Origin of the sequence: Nocardiopsis codii (assembly GCF_036327455.1) — a bacterium.
Taxonomy (GTDB): domain Bacteria; phylum Actinomycetota; class Actinomycetes; order Streptosporangiales; family Streptosporangiaceae; genus Nocardiopsis; species Nocardiopsis codii.
The window spans coordinates 63,400-83,039 of the sequence record NZ_JAUZMY010000030.1; the positions used below are offsets into that span (position 1 = coordinate 63,400).

The 19,640-nt window shown below is 73.7% G+C and carries 16 protein-coding genes; 5 read left to right on the top strand and 11 right to left on the bottom strand.

Features of this window, described 5'->3' with window-relative positions; all coding sequences use genetic code 11:
- Nucleotides 1-5 precede the first annotated feature (5 nt).
- The 6 genes from kdpA to Q8791_RS25275 form a co-directional block, all read right to left on the bottom strand.
- Nucleotides 6-1,676 carry a potassium-transporting ATPase subunit KdpA gene (gene kdpA, locus Q8791_RS25250; protein WP_330094299.1) on the bottom strand — a complete coding sequence of 557 codons (1,671 nt, stop codon included), beginning with the start codon at nucleotides 1,674-1,676 and terminating at the stop codon, nucleotides 6-8.
- Complete coding sequence (locus Q8791_RS25255; protein ID WP_267944579.1) at nucleotides 1,676-1,765, bottom strand: potassium-transporting ATPase subunit F; 90 nt, start codon at nucleotides 1,763-1,765, stop codon at nucleotides 1,676-1,678. The genes kdpA and Q8791_RS25255 overlap by 1 nt, the downstream gene beginning before the upstream one ends.
- A gap of 386 nt (nucleotides 1,766-2,151) precedes the next feature.
- The gene (locus Q8791_RS25260) at nucleotides 2,152-3,600 is read right to left on the bottom strand and encodes an alanine/glycine:cation symporter family protein (RefSeq protein ID WP_330094300.1); all 1,449 of its coding nucleotides are present in this window, start codon (nucleotides 3,598-3,600) and stop codon (nucleotides 2,152-2,154) included.
- A gap of 447 nt (nucleotides 3,601-4,047) precedes the next feature.
- Complete coding sequence (locus Q8791_RS25265) at nucleotides 4,048-5,328, bottom strand: GNAT family N-acetyltransferase (RefSeq protein WP_330094301.1); 1,281 nt, start codon at nucleotides 5,326-5,328, stop codon at nucleotides 4,048-4,050.
- 11 nt (nucleotides 5,329-5,339) lie between these two features.
- Nucleotides 5,340-6,617, bottom strand: coding sequence for a GNAT family N-acetyltransferase (locus tag Q8791_RS25270; protein ID WP_330094302.1), 1,278 nt, complete (start codon nucleotides 6,615-6,617; stop codon nucleotides 5,340-5,342).
- Nucleotides 6,618-6,652: 35 nt separating this feature from the next.
- Nucleotides 6,653-7,924 (bottom strand): GNAT family N-acetyltransferase, encoded by a 1,272-nt coding sequence (locus Q8791_RS25275; RefSeq protein ID WP_330094303.1) that lies wholly within the window; start codon nucleotides 7,922-7,924, stop codon nucleotides 6,653-6,655.
- 335 nt (nucleotides 7,925-8,259) lie between these two features.
- On the opposite strand from Q8791_RS25275, the gene Q8791_RS25280 reads away from it, so the two are divergent.
- Together Q8791_RS25280 and Q8791_RS25285 are read left to right on the top strand one after the other, a co-directional pair.
- Complete coding sequence (locus Q8791_RS25280) at nucleotides 8,260-9,300, top strand: N-acetylglucosamine kinase (RefSeq protein ID WP_330094320.1); 1,041 nt, start codon at nucleotides 8,260-8,262, stop codon at nucleotides 9,298-9,300.
- Nucleotides 9,301-9,514: 214 nt separating this feature from the next.
- Nucleotides 9,515-10,369: a siderophore-interacting protein gene (locus Q8791_RS25285; protein ID WP_330094321.1), complete on the top strand. Its 855-nt coding sequence runs from the start codon at nucleotides 9,515-9,517 to the stop codon at nucleotides 10,367-10,369.
- Nucleotides 10,370-10,389: 20 nt separating this feature from the next.
- On the opposite strand, the gene Q8791_RS25290 is transcribed toward Q8791_RS25285, so the two are convergent.
- On the bottom strand, nucleotides 10,390-11,748 hold the full coding sequence (locus Q8791_RS25290) for a dihydrolipoyl dehydrogenase family protein (protein ID WP_330094304.1): 1,359 nt from the start codon (nucleotides 11,746-11,748) through the stop codon (nucleotides 10,390-10,392).
- Nucleotides 11,749-12,031: 283 nt separating this feature from the next.
- On the opposite strand from Q8791_RS25290, the gene Q8791_RS25295 reads away from it, so the two are divergent.
- Nucleotides 12,032-12,664: a trimeric intracellular cation channel family protein gene (locus Q8791_RS25295; RefSeq protein WP_330094305.1), complete on the top strand. Its 633-nt coding sequence runs from the start codon at nucleotides 12,032-12,034 to the stop codon at nucleotides 12,662-12,664.
- Nucleotides 12,665-12,734: 70 nt separating this feature from the next.
- Here Q8791_RS25295 and Q8791_RS25300 read toward each other — a convergent pair whose 3' ends face one another.
- Nucleotides 12,735-13,655, bottom strand: coding sequence for a LysR family transcriptional regulator (locus Q8791_RS25300; RefSeq protein ID WP_330094306.1), 921 nt, complete (start codon nucleotides 13,653-13,655; stop codon nucleotides 12,735-12,737).
- A 100-nt stretch (nucleotides 13,656-13,755) separates the two neighbouring features.
- Here Q8791_RS25300 and Q8791_RS25305 point away from each other — a divergent pair, with 100 nt between their 5' ends.
- Nucleotides 13,756-14,685 (top strand): threonine/serine dehydratase, encoded by a 930-nt coding sequence (locus Q8791_RS25305; protein ID WP_330094307.1) that lies wholly within the window; start codon nucleotides 13,756-13,758, stop codon nucleotides 14,683-14,685.
- A gap of 169 nt (nucleotides 14,686-14,854) precedes the next feature.
- Nucleotides 14,855-15,526, top strand: a complete 672-nt coding sequence (locus Q8791_RS25310) for a lysophospholipid acyltransferase family protein (RefSeq protein WP_330094308.1) — start codon at nucleotides 14,855-14,857, stop codon at nucleotides 15,524-15,526.
- 426 nt (nucleotides 15,527-15,952) lie between these two features.
- Here Q8791_RS25310 and Q8791_RS25315 read toward each other — a convergent pair whose 3' ends face one another.
- The 3 genes from Q8791_RS25315 to Q8791_RS25325 are packed head-to-tail and all read right to left on the bottom strand — an operon-like array spanning nucleotide 15,953 to nucleotide 19,550.
- Nucleotides 15,953-18,043: a xanthine dehydrogenase family protein molybdopterin-binding subunit gene (locus Q8791_RS25315; RefSeq protein ID WP_330094309.1), complete on the bottom strand. Its 2,091-nt coding sequence runs from the start codon at nucleotides 18,041-18,043 to the stop codon at nucleotides 15,953-15,955.
- Entirely contained in the window at nucleotides 18,040-19,032 is a 993-nt protein-coding gene (locus Q8791_RS25320) for an FAD binding domain-containing protein (RefSeq protein WP_330094310.1), read from the bottom strand. Before Q8791_RS25320 ends, Q8791_RS25315 begins: the two co-directional genes overlap by 4 nt.
- Nucleotides 19,029-19,550 carry a 2Fe-2S iron-sulfur cluster-binding protein gene (locus tag Q8791_RS25325; RefSeq protein WP_330094311.1) on the bottom strand — a complete coding sequence of 174 codons (522 nt, stop codon included), beginning with the start codon at nucleotides 19,548-19,550 and terminating at the stop codon, nucleotides 19,029-19,031. The genes Q8791_RS25320 and Q8791_RS25325 overlap by 4 nt, the downstream gene beginning before the upstream one ends.
- Between the last annotated feature and the right edge of the window lie 90 nt (nucleotides 19,551-19,640).

Here is a 19,640-nt window from a genome sequence, read left to right on the forward strand (position 1 = left end):
GTCGGTTACAGTCCTTCCGCCAGGGGGCCCAGCGCGAGCACGGGGAAGTAGGTCAGGGCGGTCACCACGACGGTGACGCCGATCAGCAGGCCGACAAACTGCGGTCTGTGTGTGGGCAGGGTGCCGCCGGTCGCGGGCGCCCTGTCCTGGGCGGCGAGTGCTCCGGCCAGGGCGAGGACGAACACGATAGGGACGAACCGTCCCAGCAGCATGGCGATGCCCAGCGCGGTGTTGAACCAGGGCGTGTCCGCGGTCAGCCCGGCGAAGGCCGAGCCGTTGTTGTTGGACGCCGACGTGAACGCGTACAGCACCTCGGACAGGCCGTGGAGACCGGGGTTGAGGATCGACGTCGCCTCCACGCCGGCGCGGACGGCGGGCACGGCGAAGCTGAGCGCCGTACCCGCGAGGACCAGGGTCGGGGAGACGAGGATGTACAGGCTGGCGAGCTTGATCTCGCGCGGCCCGATCCTCTTGCCGAGGTACTCCGGGGTGCGGCCGACCAGGAGGCCCCCGACGAAGACGGCCAGGAGGGCGAGCACCAGCATCCCGTAGAGGCCGGAGCCGACACCGCCGGGCGCGACCTCGCCGAGCATCATGTTGACCATCGGCACCATGCCGCCGAGGGCGGTGTAGGAGTCGAACATCGAGTTGACCGCACCGGTGGAGGTCAGGGTGCTCGCCGAGCCGAACAGGGCGGAGGCGATGACGCCGAACCGCTGCTCCTTGCCCTCCAGAGCCGCTCCGGCGGCCTCGGGCGCCGCTCCGGCGCCGTTCAGCTCCAGGGCGGTGAGGGCGGTGAGGGAGACCGCGAAGATCGCCGCCATGGCGGCGAGGACGGCGTAGCCCTGCCGGTGGTCTCCGACCATCCGGCCGAAGGTGCGCGGCAGCGAGAACGGGATCGCCAGCATGAGGACGATCTCGAACAGGTTGGTCCACGGCGAGGGGTTCTCGAACGGGTGCGCGGAGTTCGCGTTGAAGTAGCCGCCGCCGTTCGTGCCCAGGAGCTTGACCGCCTCCTGGGAGGCCGCCGTTCCGCCGGGGATCGTCTGCGTCGCGCCGGCGAGGGTCCGGACCTCGGTGAGGCCGCCGAGGTTCTGGACGACACCGCCCGCGATCAGGACCACGGCCGCGACCAGGGAGATCGGCAGGAGGATGCGCAGCGTCGCGCGGGTGAGGTCGACCCAGAAGTTGCCGATCGTGCCCGACCGGCGGTGCGCCAGTCCGCGGACCAGGGCGACGGCGACCGCGAGGCCCGCGGCGGCCGAGACGAAGTTCTGGACGGCCAGCCCGCCGAACTGCACGAGGTGGCCCATGGTCAGTTCCGGCGAGTACGACTGCCAGTTGGTGTTCGTCACGAACGACGCCGCGGTACTGAACGCGAGCCCCTCGGAGACGGGCGGCAGCCCGAGTGAGAGGGGCAGGAACGCCTGGAGCCGCTGGAGCAGGTACAGGAACAGCAGGCCGACCGCGGAGAAGGCGAGCACCCCGCGCAGGTACGCCTGCCACGACTGCCCGGACGCGGGGTCCACTCCGATGAGCCGGTAGAAGCCCCGCTCGACCGCGAGGTCGCGGGGGGAGGTGAAGACGCGCGCCATGTACTCGCCGAGGGGCCGGTACAGCAGGGCGAGGACCAGCGCGACGGCGGCGGCGGGGAGGACCGCGAGGAGGACGGCCATCAGAACCGCTCCGGTTTGACGAGGGCGTACACGAGGTAGGCGACCGCGGCCGCCGCGAGCGCGGCCGCGAGGAGGTCGAAGGCGATCACAGCTTCGCGACCCCCCGGCCGATCACGCCGACCAGCGCGAAAGCGGCGAGCGCGGTGAGCACGTAGACGACATCGAGCACGGGGCGACTCCCTGGGGTGAAGGATGTGCCCCTCTGTCCGGGGCACGGGCCTCGAAGGCCTGAAACCCATACAAAACCCCTGGAACTGCGCCGATGCCGCTCCTAACGGCTTCCATGCGGAACCGGTGGTGAATCCTCACGGCATCCATGCGGACCGCCGCCGTGCGGGACGGGGGGCCGGCCCCTCGTCCCGCACGGCGCCCTCCCCGGCGGAGCCGTGTCCCCCGGGCTCCCGGAACACGGAACGGGGGCGCGGTCCCGACCGCGCCCCCGTTCACCCCGTCCGGATCCGCTCCGGCGCCCCCGTCACTGCTGGCGGGCGTCCACCAGGTCCGGGTTCTTCCAGTCCGGGTCGGCGAAGTACTTCTTGGTCTCCGCGACGATGACCCCGGTGAGCACGAGCAGGCCGATGAGGTTGGGGATCGCCATCAGGCCGTTGGCCGCGTCGCTGAACGCCCAGGCGATGCTCAGTTCGGTGGTGGCGCCCACGTACACGACGAGGACGAACACGACGCGGAACGGGAAGACCGCCCTGCGGCCGACCAGGTAGTCCATGCAGCGCTCACCGTAGTAGGACCAGCCGACCAGCGTGGTGAACGCGAAGAACATCAGGCTGATCGCGACGATGGCGCCGCCGACCGGGGCCAGGCCCGGGGACACGGAGCCGAAGGCCTCGCTCATGGCCCAGTTGGTCATCAGCGCGCCGTCGCCGGTGTTCGCCTCCGAGCTCCAGGCGCCGGTGACGATGATGACCAGGCCGGTCATCGTGACGACGATGATGGTGTCGATGAAGGTCTGGGTCATGGAGACCATGGCCTGCCGGACCGGGTGGGCGGTCTTGGCCGCGGCGGCGGCGATGCCGCCGGTGCCCAGGCCGGACTCGTTGGAGAACATGCCGCGGGCCATGCCCTGCTGCACCGCGAGGATGAAGGCCGACCCGAGGAAGCCGCCGACCGCCGAGGTACCGGTGAAGGCGTCGGTGAAGATCAGGGCGAGGGCGGCGGGGATCTCCGTGACGTAGAGCACCAGCACGAAGATGGACGCGAGCACGTAGGCGATGATCATGAACGGCACGACGCCGGCGGCGAACCGGCCGATGCTCTTGATGCCGCCGAGGATGACCGCGGCGACCAGCACGACCATGACGATCCCAGAGAGCCAGGTGGGCACGCCGAACGTCGAGTCGAGCTGGCCGGAGACGGCGTTGGCCTGCGTCATGTTGCCGATGCCGAAGGAGGCGACGGCGCCGAACAGCGCGAACAGGGTGCCCAGCACCAGGCCGAGCTTGGCTCCCCCGCTGCCGGGGCCGAACTTCTCGGCGAACCCGTGGCGCAGGTAGAACATCGGGCCGCCGCTCATCTCCCCCTTGGAGTCGGGGCGGCGGTACTTGACGCCCAGGAGCGCCTCGCCGTACTTGGTGGCCATGCCCAGGACACCGGTGACCCACATCCAGAACAGGGCTCCCGGCCCTCCGACGCCGATCGCCAGGGCGACGCCCGCGATGTTGCCGACCCCGACGGTGGCGGCGAGCGCGGTGCTGAGCGCCTGGAAGTGGGAGATGTCGCCCTTGGCCTGGCCGCCCTCGGTGCGGCGGACCAGCGCCAGCCACAGCGCGTGGCCGAGCACGCGGAACTGGAGCCCGCCGAGTCTGACGGTGAGGTAGACGCCCACGACCAGGAGCAGGGGTATCAGGAAGAAGGGTCCCCACACGAAGGAAACGATGGTATCCAGGACTGCCTGGATCGTGTCGGTCATCAGAGTGTGTCTCCCTGTCGTCGAACTGTGGGCGCCCCCGGCAGGCTGACCGCCTGTCCGGAAACCTGCACGGAAGCATCGCAATCGGCAATAACGTACGTGTTACGTCCTCCTGCCGTTCCGGTCTCCACGCACGCGCACCGCCCGCACCACCGGTGCCGTGAGAGCGGGAGAGTCGGTCCGGCGCCGCCGCGGCGACCAGTATCCCCCCGTGCGGGCGGCGCCGCGGAACCGACGTTCCGGCGCCGACGGGACCTGGAGGAACAGGGTCCGACGGCGTCGACGAGGGTGAGCAGAACGAACAGGAAGAGGAGCACGAGCGGGATGCCGCTCGTCTCCGGCGCCGCGCGTGTGGAAACCGCGCGCGGGGCGTGGCGATCGGGCGGGGCCGGTGTGGAGGGGCCCGCTCCCGCTGACGGGAGCGGGCGCCTCCACGGGACACGACTGTCAGAAGACGATCCCGCACAGCGGCGCGCGGGGGACGTTCAGCGCCGCGTCCAGCCTCTCCGCCGCCTCCGGGGTGTGCTCGGTGACCACGCCGGCCGCCACCCGCGAGGAGAGCGTGTGCTGTCCCAGGTAGGCGGCGCCCAGGTGCGACACGTCCAGCGAGACGTCCGGGGCGTCCTGCGTGGACTCCACACGGGCGCCCCCGCGGTCCGCGCCGATCCGCCACCGGCCCGCGTTCCACGGCGCGTAGCGGTCGGAGACCTCCACCACCGCCTCCACCGGAGCCGCGTACGAGCGCTCCGACAGAGCCCCCGGAACATCCACCAACCGCACCCACAGCGCGGTGTGCACCGACGCGGCGATGCGCTGGCGGTCCACCACCAGCGACCACAGCGGGTCGTCCACGGCGACGTCCTTCAGATGGGTCGCCGTGGTCAGGTCCCGGGAGAGCACGTGTTCGTACAGCGCCGTCCGCGCCGCCGGGGCGGTCGCGGTGAGCTCCTTGACGAACACCTCTCCGTGGGGACCGCCGACGCCCCACTCCCAGTCGGCCCTCGTCCGGTAGAGGGCGTAGCCGAGCGGCCCGTCGGGACCGCGCACGACGGCGGCCTTGAGAGGGCTCCTCCCGGCGCGTTCCTCGGGGACGTCGCGGATGATCCGCGACCACCAGAGGTCGTCGCGCTGGAACTGGCCGACCTGGACGGCCGCCACCTCCCGGTGCACGCGGGCCATCTCCGCGAGGACCTCGCCCGGCTGGTGCAGCTCCACCTCCAGTGCGGGGTCCCTCGGCGCGTCGGCGCGCAGGGCCGTGTGGGGCAGCCGGACGGTCGCGGACATCTCCATGGACGCGGCTCCGTAGCCGAACCGGTCGTAGATGGCGCCCTCCGAGGCCCACAGGGCCGCGTACCTGCCGCCCGAGGCGTGGATGTCGGCCAGCTGGCGGCGCATCAGCGCGCTGAGCACGCCCCTGCGGCGGCGGGTCGGCCACACGCCCACGCCCGTGACCCCCGCGACCGCCCTGGGCCCTCCGGGCAGCGCCATCTCGAAGGGGAAGTGGTTCGTGGCGCCGACGATCCGGTCGCCCTCGACAGCGACCCGGAACCGGTCGTAGCCGAGCACGTCCCAGCGGGCGCGGCGCTCCTCCAGGCCGGCCGCGGGGTCCTCCGAGGACAGGAGCGCCTCGCCCACGACCCTGACGACCTCCGGATGCTCCGTGCGGTCGATACCGCGCACCGTCCACTCCGGGGCGGATCCGGCGCCCGGTCCCGTGTTCGTCGTCATCGTCACCGTTCCTAGAAGATGCGGCCGCAGAACGGGGCGTCCACCCGGTGCAGGGCGGCGTCGAGTCCGGCCACCGCCCCCGGGACGTGCTCGGTGATCAGCCCCGCGCGCAGGTACCCGGTGAGGGAGGTCTGCCCCAGGTGGGCGGCGCCCAGGTGGGACACGTCCAGTGAGACGTCCGGGGCGTCCTGTGTGGGCTCCACACGGGCGCCTCCGCGGTCCGCGCCGATCCGCCACCGGCCCGCGTTCCACGGCGCGTAGCGGTCGGAGACCTCCACCACCGCCTCCACCGGAGCCGCGTACGAGCGCTCCGAGAGAGCTCCCCGAACATCCACCAACCGCATCCACAGGGAGGTGTAGAGCTTGGGAACGACGCGGTCCCGGTCGACGACCAGGTGGCGCAGCGGGTTGTCCTGGGCCAGGAAGGCGAAGGAGATCCTGCTGGTCAGGTCGCGGTTGAACAGGTGCTCGTACAGGGCCGTCCAGGCGGCGGGGGCGGTCGCGGCGACCTCCTCGACGTGCACCTCGCCACCGGACCCGTCATCCTCCCACTTGTTCAGGGTGCGGTAGAGGGCGTACCCCAGGGGGCCGTCCGGGCCGCTCACGACAGCTGCCAGCCGGGGGCTCCTGCCGTCCCGCGCGTCGGGCTTGTCGCGCAGGAACTTGTCCCACCAGTGCTCCTCGCGCCGGAACTGTCCGATCTGGGCCGCTGCCACCTCGCGGTGCACGCGCGCCAGGTCGTCGCGGACCCTGCCCGGGTCCGCGAGGCGGACGACCAGGGCGGGGTCGCGGGGCGCGTCCGGGCGGAGCCCGGCGTACTGGCGCTGGACGGAGGTCTCCACCTCGGTCACGGCGGGCCCGTAGCCGAACCGGCCGTAGATGGCGCCCTCCGAGGCCCACAGGGCCGCGTACCTGCCGCCCGAGGCGTGGATGTCGGCCAGCTGGCGGCGCATCAGCGCGCTGAGCACACCGCGGCGGCGGTGCGTGGGCCACACGCCCACGCCCGTGACCCCCGCGACCGCCCTGGGCCCTCCGGGCAGCGCCATCTCGAAGGGGAAGTGGTTCGTGGAGCCCACGACCTCCTCCGCGGGCCCCTCCCCCTCCACGGCGACGAGGACGCGGTCGTACCCCGCGGCGTCGTGGAGGGGGCGCATGCGCTCCGTGATCGCGTCGAGGTCCTCGCCGATGAGGAGGGCCTCTCCCACGACCCTGAGCACCTCCGGGTACTCGTCCCGGTCGGTGCCGCGCACGGTCCAGGCGGGTCTGGTGGCGTCGGTGTTCTGTGTCATGCCGGTATGCCTGCTCTTCGTGTCGTGGCGCTGGGTCAGAAATCCGTGTCGCACAGGGGTGCGCGGGGCACGTGCATCGCGGTGTCCAGGCGGGCGGCCGCCCCCGGTGTGTGCTCGGTGGCCAGGCCCGCGTCCACGAGAGCGGTCAGTGGGCCGCGCCCCAGGTAGGCGGACCCCAGGTGGGACACGTCGAGTGCCAGGTCGGGAGCCGCGTCGGTCGCCTCTGCACGGGCGCCCGAGGCGTCGGCCGCGAGCCGCCAGCGCCCGGCGTTCCACGGGGCGAACCGGTCGGTGACCTCCAGCACGGTGTCCAGGGGCGTGGCGTAGGAGCGCTCGGCCAGGGCCCCGGGAAGGTCCACCAGGCGCACCCACAGGGAGTCGAACGCCGTGCGCGCCAGGTGGCGGGGGTTGACCAGCAGCGTGGTGAGGATGTCGTCCTCGGCCAGGTTCCCCAGGAACGTCCCGGTGGCGAGGTCGCGTGAGAACAGGTGCTCGTACAGGGCCACCCGGGCCGCGGGGGCGGCGGCGACGACCTCCTTGGCCCGGACCTCGCCCCGGGGCATGCCGTCCTCCCACTTGTGCAGGACGCGGTAGAGGGCGTAGCCCTCCGCCCGGTCGGGTCCGCGCACGAGGGCGGCCCGCAGCGGTCCGGCCCCCCGGCGGTCCCGCTCCGCGTCGTGGAGCAGCTGTCCCCACCACCCCGTCTTCCTGAGGACCTGGCCGTTGCGGAGGGAGGCCGCCCTCCGGTGCAGTTCCTCGATCTCGCCGCGGACGGCGCCGGGGTCGGTGAGCTCCACGGTGAGGGCCCGGTCGCGGGGGGCGTCGGGCCGGAGCACGGCGTGGGCCCGCTGGACGGTCGCGTGGAACTGCTGGATGGCCGGACCGTACCCGAAGCGGCCGTAGATGCCGCCCTCCGAGGACCAGAGGACCGCGGTCTTCTCGCCCCGTTCCCGGATGTCCGCGAGCTGGCGGCGCATCAGCGCGCTGAGCACGCCCCGGCGGCGGTGCGTGGGCCACACGCCCACATCGGTGATCCCCGCCGCCCGGCGGGGGCCTCCGGGCACGCTGAGCGTCAGCGAGTACGCCATGGTGGTGCCGACGATCCGCTCACCGTCCAGGGCGACCAGGGAGCGGTCGTACTCCGCACTGGGGAAGTCCCGCTCCACGTCCAGGAGTTCTTGGGCGGGCATGCCGATGGCCTCCGCGAAGACCGCCGCGAACTCCGGGTACTCCTCCTGTGTACTGCCCCGGACCGTCCACGCCGGGCCGTCGTCGTGAGGGGGACCGTGGTGGTGAGCGCCTGCCATGAGCAGACCCTCTCAGCAGCGCCCGGCGCGGCGCCACTTGTTTTCGCGCATGTCGGAACCGGCGATCCGGCCCCGGCCCCGCTCCCTTCCTGCCGGCCGTTCCCCGGCGGCTCCGATCCGCCCGGGACCGCCGGTCGGCGGCGGGCCCCGGACGGCGCGGGGGCGCGCGGGACCCCCGGCGCGGGTACGGCCGTGTGCGGCTTCCACAGGGCGGAGCCCGAGGAGTAACCCGCCGCTCCAGGGGGCAGTTCTACCGTGTGAAACGTACGACCTCTTCCCTCACGACCCGATCCGACCCCCCGGCCCGCGACGGCCGGCACAGACTCGTGGTGGGGGTGGACGCGGGCGGTACCGCCACCCGCGCGCTGGTCGCCACACTGTCCGGTGAGCGGTTGGGCCAGGCCCGGTCCGAAGGGGCCAATCCCAACGCGCACGGCGTGGACAAGGCCGCGGACCGGCTCGCCGGGGCGATCGCCGACGCCCTGGACCAGGCCGGCCCGGGGGCGCGCGACGCGGTGGCGGCCGGGGTGGTCGGCCTCGCCGGCGTCTCCGCGCTCCGCGACGGGATCGTGCGCGCGAGGATGGAACGCGCCCTGTCCGAGGCAGGGCTGGCCCCGGGGAGGGGATTCTTCACCGGGGACGACGAGGTGGCCTTCGCCTCGGGGACGCCGTCCGCGCACGGCACGGTGCTGATCGCCGGGACCGGGGCGATCGCCACCCGGATCGACGACCGCAGGCGGACCCGGTCCGCGGACGGCATGGGGTGGCTGATCGGCGACGAGGGCTCGGGGTTCTGGATGGGGCACCAGGCGGCCAAGGAGACGGCACGGCAGCTGTCCCGGGGCGGGGAGCTCAGCCCTCTGGCCCGGGCGGTGGCCAAGCGGGTCATCCCCGGTCAGCGGCCGGTGGACGGGGATGCCTCTCTGTTCCAGGAGCACGCACGGAGTTTCGCGCGGACCCTGACGGCCGCACCCCCGATCCTGCTCGCGGCGCTCGCACCGCTGGTCAGCGAGGCGTACGCGGTGGGCGACCCGGCTGCCGAGGTGATCGTGAACGCCGCCGCCGGCCACCTCGCGCACTCGGTGCACCAGGTGCGCAACCCCGGCGAGCGGCTGCCCGTGGTGCTGGCGGGCGGCGTGCTCTCGCACTCGGAGCCGGTGCGCTCGGCGCTCACCCGCAAGCTGACGCTGGGCACGGCGGGGTCGGAGATCGTCCCGGCCGGTTGCACGGTGGGCGGGGCGGCCTGGCTGGCGGCCCTGCGCACGGGGGTCACGGACGAGGACCACGCGGTGCACGGGGCGTTCACCCGGGTCGGCGTGGACGGCGACAGGGACGGGGGCGCGGACCGCGACCGGGACCGCACCGACGCGGCGTAGGGGCTGGGCCCGTGCCCCGCGAGCGCACGGCGCCCGGGGGCGCGGGCCCGCACACGCTGCCAGGCCCCGGACAGCGGAGGGCCGTCACCCGCCGGCCCGGGCCCCGGACCTGCAGGGGCGGATGGTTCGAGGCGGTTTGCCCTGTTGGCGCAGGGTGCCCTACCGTGTGAGGTGGTTAGGCTTGCCTAACCCACGACGCGAGAACGGGGACGCCATGGCAGAGCGGCAGGAACGGCCGAAGAGGACCGTGCACACGGGGCGGGTGGAGGCGGTCGAGCAGCTCACGCCGCACATGGTCCGGATCGTGTTCGGCGGTGACGGGCTCTCCGAGTTCGCGACCGGGGGCCACACCGACAGCTACGTCAAGCTCCTGTTCCCGCCGCCCGCTCCCGGCGACCCGGAGCCCCTGGACCCGGACCGGATCCGCGCCGAGCGCCCCCGGGAGGAGTGGCCGGTCACCCGCACCTACACCGTGCGGTCCTGGGATCCCGTCTCCCGCCGCCTGACCATCGACTTCGTCCACCACGGCGGCACCGGCCTGGCGGGCGTCTGGGCGGCGGGCGCCGAACCCGGCGACCGGCTGTGCCTCCTCGGCCCGGGCGGCGGCTACTCCCCCGCCCCCGACGCCGACTGGCACCTGCTGGCCGGGGACGAGAGCGCCCTGCCCGCCATCGCCGCCGCCGTGGAGCAGCTCCCGGCGGGCCGCACCGCCCACGTGTTCGTCGAGGTCTCGGGGGCCGAGGAGGAGCAGAAGCTCGACGCGCCCGGCGACGTCCGCGTGCACTGGCTGCACCGCGGCGACAGGCCCGTCGGCTCCGTCCTGGTCCCCGCCGTACGGGCGCTCGACCTCCCCGGCGGCACCGTGCACGCGTTCGTGCACGGTGAGGCCGGGTTCGTCCGCGAACTGCGCCGCCTCCTGCGCGTCGAGTACGCGCTGCCCAAGGAGCGGCTGTCCATCTCCGGCTACTGGCGCCTGGGCCGCGACGAGGACGGCTGGCAGGCCTCCAAGGCCGAGTGGAACCGCAGTGTGGAGGCCGAGGAGGAGGCCGACCTGACCCCCTCCGGCTGAGGTGCCGGGTCCCGGCCCCGCTACATGTCCAACTTCTCCAGGGCGATCAGGTAGGCCTCGTTGAAGGTCGGGAACTGCGGGATCGAGTCGAGCAGGGTCGCCACCGGAAGTTCCGCGCGGATCGCCAGCGCGGCGGTGTGGATCCACTCCGACGCCAGCGGCCCGAACGCCCACGCGCCCACCAGGACGCCGCGCCCGCGGTCGGCGACCAGCCCCAGTGTGCCCCGCGGATCGGTCGCGTAGGTCCAGGGCCGGGCCAGGGACCCGGGAAGGTCGGCCTCGGCGGTGACCGTGTCGATCCCCTGTTCCGCGGCCTGCCGCGAGGTGAGCCCCACCCCGGCGATCTCGGGCTGGGAGAAGATCACGCGCGGGACCGCCGTGTAGTCGGCGGTGCGCCCGGCGCCGAGGATGTTGTCGGCGGCGACCCGCCCCTGGTACTTGGCCACGTGGGTGAACATCGACACGCCCGTCGCGTCGCCGATGGCCCACAGGCCCGGCTCCACCCGGCAGCGCCCGTCCACCGGAAGGCCGGCGCGCTCCGTCTCCACGCCGACCGCCCCCAGGCCTAGGGCGTCGGTCCGGGGGCGGCGCCCGGAGGCGAGCACCACCACCTCCACGTGCAAGCGGTCGCCGTTGTCGAGGGTGGCTAGCACTCCGTCGCCGTCCCTGGCCACCGAGGCGACCTGCGTGCCCAGGTGCACGGAGACCCCGTCGCGGGCGAACTGGTCGCTGATCAGCTCGCACAGCCGCGGTTCCTCGCGGTCCACCAGCCGGGGTCCGCGCTGGACGATCGTCACGGCGGCGCCCATCCGGGACAGGAACTGCCCCAGTTCGACACCCACGGCGCTGCCGCCGATCACCAGGGCGCTGCGGGGGATCTCGGTGAGGGTGGTGGCCTCCCGGTTGGTCCACACCCTGGACGCGTCCAGGGAGTCGAGTCCGTCGATCGGCGGGCGCACCGCCTCCGATCCGGTGGCGACGACCACGTGTTCGGCGGTGAGCTCGGTGTCGCCCACCGCCACCCTCCACGGGTCGCGGCCGACGAAGCGCGCCTCCCCCTTGAACACGAGAGCGCCCTGGTCCTCGTACCCCTGGACCTGCTTGGTGTCGTCCAGGTGGCGGATCATCTGGTCGCGGTACTCGCGCAGGCGGGGCCAGTCCAGGTCGGGCCGGGACAGTCCCGCCGCGCCGGCGGCCTCCTCGCGCGCCTCCGGTGGCCGCAGCAGCACCTTGGTGGGGACGCAGGCGTAGTAGGCGCACTCGCCCCCGACGAGTTCGCGTTCGATGACGGCGACCCGTCTGCCCGCTTCGAGCAGGCGGCTCGCGACGGTCTCGCCGCCCGGTCCCATGCCGATGATGATCGCGTCCAGGTGTTCCATGTGCCTCGTTCCGCCTGCTGCCCGGTGGGTCAACCACGATGGTGTCCCCTGTCCGGGGTCCGGGGGAAGGGCCGACACGCGCTCCGGCGCACCGGAGGGCCCGCTCGACCGGGGGCCGACCGCACGCGGTGAACGGCTCCCCGCAGGTCCGGGGCGGGAACGGGCCCCTACCGGCGTGCGGCGGGTCACTCCCCCAACGTCCCCCGCCGGACTCCGGACGTGATGGAATTGCGGGTCGGCAACCGGTCCGCCCCGGAAGGAACCGCCTCCACGGCGCACGCGCATGTCCACGCAGAACCTGATCCTCGTCCTCGACCTCGTCGGCATCCTGGCGTTCGCCATCGACGGGGCGCTGACGGCCATCCGCACCGCCCGGGTCGACATCGTCGGCGTCCTGTCCCTGGGCCTGGTGACGGCCATCGGCGGCGGCATCATCCGCGACGTCCTGCTCGGGGTGACCCCGGCGACCTTCCAGGACTGGCGCTACATCACGACCGCGCTGGCCGGCGGCACCGCGGCCTTCTTCCTCAGCCGGCAGCTCAGGCACCTGTCCAAGCCGATCCTGCTGTTCGACGCGGCCGGTCTGAGCCTGTTCGCGGTGATCGGCGCGACCAAGGCGCTGGAACTGGGGTTCGGCCCCCTCCAGGCCGTCCTGCTGGGCGCGATCACCGGCGTCGGCGGCGGGACCGTCCGCGACGTGCTGCTCAACCGCGTGCCGACGGTGCTCAGCGCCAACTCCCACCTGTACGCCATCCCGGCGATGCTCGGCGCCGCGTTCGTGGTGGTCGCGAACGTGCTCGGGTTCGGCACGGGCTGGGTCGCGATCGCCGGCGCCCTGGTCTGCTTCACCGTGCGGATCCTCGCGCTGCGGTACCGGTGGAACGCCCCGCTCCCGCCCGGGGCCCCGCCGCTGTGATCCCGTCGCGTCCGGGGCCGGGCTCCGCCCGACCCGGCGTGCGCCTTCCGGGTCCGCGGACCGTCAGCCCTCAGCGCGGGTCCGGGGCGGCTCCCGGGGCGGTGGCCGCCACCTCCCGGAGGATCTGGACCATGGCGTGGACGGGACCGGTCGGCCGGCGCCTGTGCACGGCGTAGATCTCCCTGGCCAGGCGCGCGTCGCGCAGCGGGCGGCTCACCCAGCGGCCCGGCCGGGCGGCGCCCAGGATGCTGCTCGGGACGAGCGCCACCCCGACCCCGGCCTCGATGAGCGCCAGGGCGACCTCGTAGTCGCGGGTCTCGTAGGCCACGGTCAGCCGGACTCCCGCCGCCGCCGCGGCGGTGTCCAGGCTGATCCGGTTGTGGATGCCCGGCGCCCCGCAGATCCACTCCTCGTCGGCCAGGTCCGCCAGCCCGAGGTCCCGGTCGCCGACGGGGTGGCCGGTGGGCGCGACCACCAGCAGCGGGTCCACGAGGACGCGTTCGCGGTGGAGCCCTCCGGCCCGGGGAAGCGGCACACCCGGGTAGCGGTGCGTGACGAGCAGGTCCAGCTCACCGGCGGTGACCAGGCCGTATCCTCCGGGCGGCTCGATGTCGGAGAGTGACAGCCGCACGTGCGGGTGCTCGTGGCCGAAGGCGGCGAGGGTGGCGGGCAGCAGGACCTTGCCCGCGCTGGCGAAGGCCCCCAGGGACAGGCGGTCGGGGGCCACGCCCGCGACCGCGCGGACGGCGGTCTCGGCGTCGCGCAGCTCGCCCAGGACGCGTTCGCCGTGCGCGAGCAGCACCAGTCCGGCCTCGGTGAGGGTGGCGCCCGTGCGACCGCGCTCGACCAGGACGCAGCCGACCTCGCGTTCGAGCTTGGTGAGCTGCTGGGACAGGGCGGGCGGGGTGAACGACAGCCGTTCGGCCGCGGCGGCGATGGATCCCGCGTGCGCGATCTCCACGAGCACGCGCAGCCGGTTGGCGTCCAGCACGGCGACCTCCCCCACAAACAGAAACTGACACAAAGTTCTGCTTACCGATCTTTAGCAGACCCAACTTTAAGTTAATCGTGAGTAGCGGCAGAGTGGAACCATGAGCCCCAAGATCGCGCACGCAGCGCTCACGCCCACGGCCACCGACGTCCGTGCGGCAGCCGAACGCATCGCGCCCTACGCCCGGCGCACCCCGGTGATGCACACCGAGGTGGACGGCCGGCCGCTGACCCTGAAACTGGAGTACCTCCAGCGCACGGGGGCGTTCAAGCTGCGCGGGGCCCTCAACGCGCTCCTCGGCGGCGAGCCGACCGAGCGGGTCATCACCGCGTCCGGCGGCAACCACGGGCTCGGCGTCGCCACCGCCGCCCGTCTGCTGGGCCTGCACGCCACGGTGTACGTCCCCGAGACGATCCCCGAGGCCAAGGCGGCGCCGCTGGCCGCCACCGGCGCCGAGATCGTCAGACTCGGAGACCACTACGCCGTGGCCGCCGAGGCCGCCAGAGCCCGCGCGGACGCGGAGGGCGTCCGCTACCTCCACGCCTTCGACGACGCCCTGGTCGTCGCCGGTCAGGGCACGATCGGACTGGAGATCGCCGCGGACGCCCCCGAGTGCGACACGATCGTGGTCGCGGTCGGCGGCGGCGGGCTGGCAGCCGGGGTCCGCCTGGGCGCGGGCGGGCGCGAGGTGGTGGGTGTGGAGCCCGAGGGCTGCCGCAGCCTGCACGCCGCCCTGGCCGCGGGCCACCCCGTGGAGACTCCCGTGGACTCGGTGGCGTCCTCCGCCCTGGGAGCGGCCACCCTGGGCCGGGTCCCGTTCGAGGTGCTGAGCGCCAACCCGGTGACCCCCGCGCTGGTCGACGACGCCGAGATCGTCGAGGCGCAGGACCGGTTGTGGCAGGAGTTCCGGATCGCCACCGAACCGGCGGCGGCGGTGCCCTTCGCCGCCTGGCTCGCCGGGCGGGTTCCCGGAGAGCGCCCCTGCCTGGTCGTGTGCGGCGCCAACACCGAGTGGCGCCGCGTCGGCTGACCGCGTCCACCGGCCCGGACCTGCGGGTCCGGCCGCACCGACGGCCCCGGGTACGGATATCACCCCCGAAACGGTGACCTGGAGCACTCCCGTCACCCGGTGCCGTTGTTACCGACCGGTCGCCCTTACATTGGACTCGGCATCCGACCAACCTCGTGAGGGAGACCACGTGCTCTACGGTGCGCTGCGGCAGACGGCATCGGCACTCGCCCGTACCCTGTGCCGCCCGACCATCGAGGGCCGTGAGAACATCCCCGACACCGGCGCGGTGCTGCTCGCCAGCAACCACCTGTCGTTCGTGGACAGCATCATCATCCCGCTGTCGGTGACGCAGCGCCCGGTGCGCTTCCTGGCCAAGGCGTCCTACTTCGAGGGCGCCGGCCTCAAGGGGCAGTTCACCAGGACCGTCTTCACCTCGCTGGGGGCGGTGCCCGTGGAGCGTTCCGACGCGCGCGGCGCCATGATGTCCCTGGAGCTGATGCTGGACCGGCTGCGCAAGGGCGAGGCGTGCGTGATCTACCCCGAGGGCACCCGTTCCCGCGACGGACGCCTCTACAGGGGGCGGACCGGTGTGGCGCACCTGGCGATGGAGTCCAAGGCCCCGATCGTGCCGGTGGCGCTGTCGGGCACCCAGGACGTGCAGCCGATCGGGACGTCCATGCCGCGCCCGCGGCCCTTCACCGTCCGCTTCGGCAAACCCCTGGACTTCTCCATCGGCTACGACCACCTCGCGCCGGGCAAGGCCCGCCGGGTGATCGCCGACGAGGTCATGGACGCCATCCACGCGATGTCCGGCCAGGAACGCGCCAACGAGTACAACTCCTACAGCGGCGACGAGTAGCCCCCTTCCGGCAGGACCCCTCCCCGTGTGCGCCCCGGACCCGTCACCGAGGCGCACACGGGGTTTTTTCATGGGCGGGAACAACTCTCCGTGCGCACCGAAACACGGGCCCTCTGGGCGTACGCCCGTCCGATCGGGGGCGCCGGGCCGCCCCGTGGGTCCGAGGCCGTGGTCGTTTCCTGAATTCCTGAACTTTTTTTCTGGAATCGCATACCGCGCACCACGGGAGTGTGGTCACCTAGGGTCATGGAAGCCGAGGGCGTCCTCCAGGGGCCGCACCGGTTCTCCTCCTCCCCGGCCACGGCCGGGGACCGCTGACCCTCTCCCCAGGTCGGCCCCCGGCGCCCCCTCCGGGGGCCGACCCCCAGCCGCCTACCTCCTGCGGGCGGGGCGCCCCGCGGGGTGTCCCCCCCCCGCCCCCTCCGGTCAGCGCAGGAAGCGGTCCGGGGTGAGCGGCAACTCCCTGATCCGCACGCCGGTGGCGTGGTGGGCGGCGTTCGCGACGGCCGCCGCCGCCCCCACGATGCCGATCTCCCCCACGCCCCGCGACCCCAGGGGTCCCGCGTGCGGGTCGTTCCCCTCCAGCCAGTCGGCCTCCAGACCGGCGACGTCCGCGTGCGCGGCGACGTGGTAGCCGGCCAGGTCACCGTTGACGACGTGGCCGAACTCCGGATCGACCACGCTCTGTTCGTGCAGCGCCATCGACAGGCCCATGACCATCCCCCCGAGGAGCTGGGAGCGCGCCGTGCGCGGGTTGACGACCCTGCCCACCGAGAACAGGCCCAGCATCCGCGGGACCCTGACCTCCCCCGTGTCGGCGTGCACCCGGACCTCCGCGAAGTGCGCGCCGAACGAGAACTGCGCGTAGCCCGGCGTCGCGGTGTCCTCGGGTGTGGTCCCGCGTGCGCCCGCGCCCGGGGCGGGATCGGCGCCGTGCTCGTCCCGGAAGGCCCGGGCCGCGGCGACGACCGCCGCCCCCCAGGAGGTGGTTCCGCTGGATCCGCCGGCGACGGAGGCCTCCGGCAGGTCGGTGTCGCCGATCGCGACGACGACCTCGGACAGGGGGCGCCCCAACGCGTCCGCGGCGATCTGGGTGAGGGCCGTCAGCGCGCCGGTGCCGATGTCGGCGGCGCCGATGCCCACCCGGTAGCGGCCGTCCTCGCCGTACCGGATCTCGGCCACCGACCCCGGGTTCACCAGGTGCGGATAGACGGCGGAGGCGACCCCGGTTCCCAGCAGCCAGTCGCCGTCGCGGCGGACCCCCGGTGCGGGGTCGCGCGCGTGCCAGCCGAAGCGCTCGGCCCCCTCGCGCAGGCACCGGACGAGCGCCCGGTCCGACCAGGGCTCCCCCGTCTCCGGGTGGGCGGGGGGTTCGTTGCACAGGCGCAGCTCCACCGGGTCGACACCGCACGCCTGGGCCAGCTCGTCCATGGCCGACTCCAGCGCGTACATCCCCGGAGCCTCACCCGGCGCGCGCATCCAGAACGGGATGGGCACGTCCAGCGGCGCCAGCCGGTGCGACGTGCGGCGGTGGGGGGCGGCGTACATCATCCGGGAGCACACCGCGGTCTGTTCCGCGAACTCCTTGACCTTGGAGGTCTGCTCCACGACCTCGTGCACGAGGGCGTCCAGGCGCCCCTCGCGGTCGGCTCCGAGCCTCACCCTCTGGATGGTGGGAGTCCGGTAGCCGACCAGGCTGAACATCTGCCGCCGGGTCAGCGCGAACTTCACCGGCCTTCCCGGCACGGCGCGGGCGGCCATGGCGGCGAGGACGTTGTGGGCGTGGGCCGAGCCCTTGGACCCGAACCCTCCCCCGACGTACGGGGCGATCACCCTGACGTCCTCAGGGTCGAGCCCGAACACCCCCGCGACCGTCCGCCTGACGGGATGGGCGCCCTGGGTGGAGTCGTGGAGCGTGAGGCGGCCGGCCCCCTCGTCCCACAGGGCGACGGTGGTGTGCGGCTCCATGGGGTTGTTGTGCTCCATGGGGGTCCGGTACGTGTGGTCCACGACGACGGCGGCACGGGCGAGTGCGGCGTCGGGTTCACCGTGCTCGGTGTCCGCGTCGGGATGGGCGTTGACCCCGTCCGGCCGGTACAGGCCCGGGTGGTCGGCGGTCAGCGTCACGTCGTGCGGAACCGTGTCGTAGGAGACACTCACCAGGCCGGCCGCCTCACGGGCCGTCTCCGGGGTGTCGGCGACCACGGCCGCCACGAACTGGCCGCGGAAGGCCACCTCGTCGGTCTGGAGGACGGCGAACTCCCGGTCCTCGGTGTCGGCGAGTCGCTCGGCGTTGGCGGGTGTCAGGACGGCGCGCACCCCAGCGAGCGCCTCCGCGCGCGCGGTGTCCACGTACCTGATCCGGCCCCGGGCGACGGTGGACAGGACGGGGCCGAGGTGGAGCGGGTCGGTGAGGGCGTGCTCGTAGGCGTAGGGCGCCAGCCCGGTGACCTTGGCCTCCCCCTCCAGGCGGGCCAGCGGCCGGCCGACGGCGGGCGTGGTCGGCGGGGTGGTCATCGTGCCTCCCCGGCGGCGAGGCCGCGCAGCGTGGACGCGAGCGTGTTGACGGCCAGGGGCACCTTGAAGGCGTTGTCGCGCCCGGTGCGCGCGTCGGCGAGTTCGGCGCGGGCGGCGTCGCGGAACGCCTCCTCCGTCGCCGGCCCGCCGAGCAGCGCCTCCTCCGCGCGGTGGGCGCGCCAGGGCACGTGCGCCAGTCCCCCGAAGGCGATGCGCACGTCTGCGACCGTGCCGTCCACGACGTCGAGCGCCGCCGCCACGGACACCAGCGCGAACGCGTAGGAGGCCCGGTCGCGCACCTTGCGGTAGGCGGACCGCGCGGCCGTCGGCAGGTGGGGCAGGTCGATCGCGGTGACCAGGTCGCCGTGGTCGAGGACGGTGTCGCGGTCGGGTTCGTCGCCGGGGAGCCGGTGCAGGCCGGGGATGGGCACGACGCGTTCCCCTCCGCGTCCGAGGACGCGCGCCTCGGCGCCCAGTGCGGCGAGCGCCACCGCCATGTCGGAGGGGTGGGTCGCCACACAGGAGTCGGAGGCGCCGAGGACCGCGTTGTCGCGGCCGTGCCCCTCCAGCGCCGGGCAGCCCGTGCCGGGCTCGCGCTTGTTGCAGGGCGTGGTGGTGTCCTGGAAGTACGGGCAGCGCGTGCGCTGGAAGAGGTTCCCGCCGGTGGTGGCGGCGTTGCGCAGCTGTCCCGAGGCGCCGGCCAGCAGGGCGGCGGAGAGGACCGGGTAGCGCCGGCGGACCGCCGGGTGGGCGGCCAGGTCGCTGTTGGGCACGGCGGCGCCGACCCGGATCCGCCCGTCGGGGAGTTCCTCGACCCGGTCTCCGAGCACGCCGCGCACGTCCACGAGCCTGGTGGGCGAGGCGACGCCGAGCTTCATGTGGTCGACCAGGTTGGTGCCGCCCGCGAGGTAGGCGGCGCCGCGGTCGGCGGCGACCAGTGCGACGGCGGCCGAGGGCCCGTCGGGGCGTGTGTAGTCGAAGGGCCTCACCGTGCGGCCTCCCGGATCGCGGCGACGATGTTGGTGTACGCGCCGCAGCGACACAGGTTGCCGCTCATGCGTTCGCGGATCTCCTCGTCGTCCAGCCGCACCGGGGCGTCGAGGTCCGCGGTCACGTGGCTGGGCCAGTCGGCCGCGGCCTCCCGCAGCATGCCCACCGCCGAGCAGACCTGCCCCGGCGTGCAGTAGCCGCACTGGAACCCGTCGTGGTCGACGAAGGCTCGGGCCACGGGGTGGAGCCCTCCCCCTGCGGCGCCCTCGTCCGTGCGTGCCAGACCGGCGGCGGTGGTGACGTCGGCCCCGTCGTGCGCGACCGCGAGGGCCAGGCAGGACAGGATGCGGCGGCCGTCCAGGAGGACGGTGCAGGCGCCGCACTGGCCGTGGTCGCAGCCCTTCTTGGGCGAGGTCGCCTCCAGGCGGTCGCGTAGGGCGTCCAGCAGGGTGGTGCGGGTGTCGACGGTGAGCCGGCGTTCCTCACCGTCGACGCGCAGGGTGATCGTGGCGTCCACCGGATGTTCCTTCCCCTCGTAGGCTTCGTCACATTGTGTGACAAGAGGGTGGCTCGGCGAAGCCGCCACGGCGGGGCGAAGCGGCCGGAC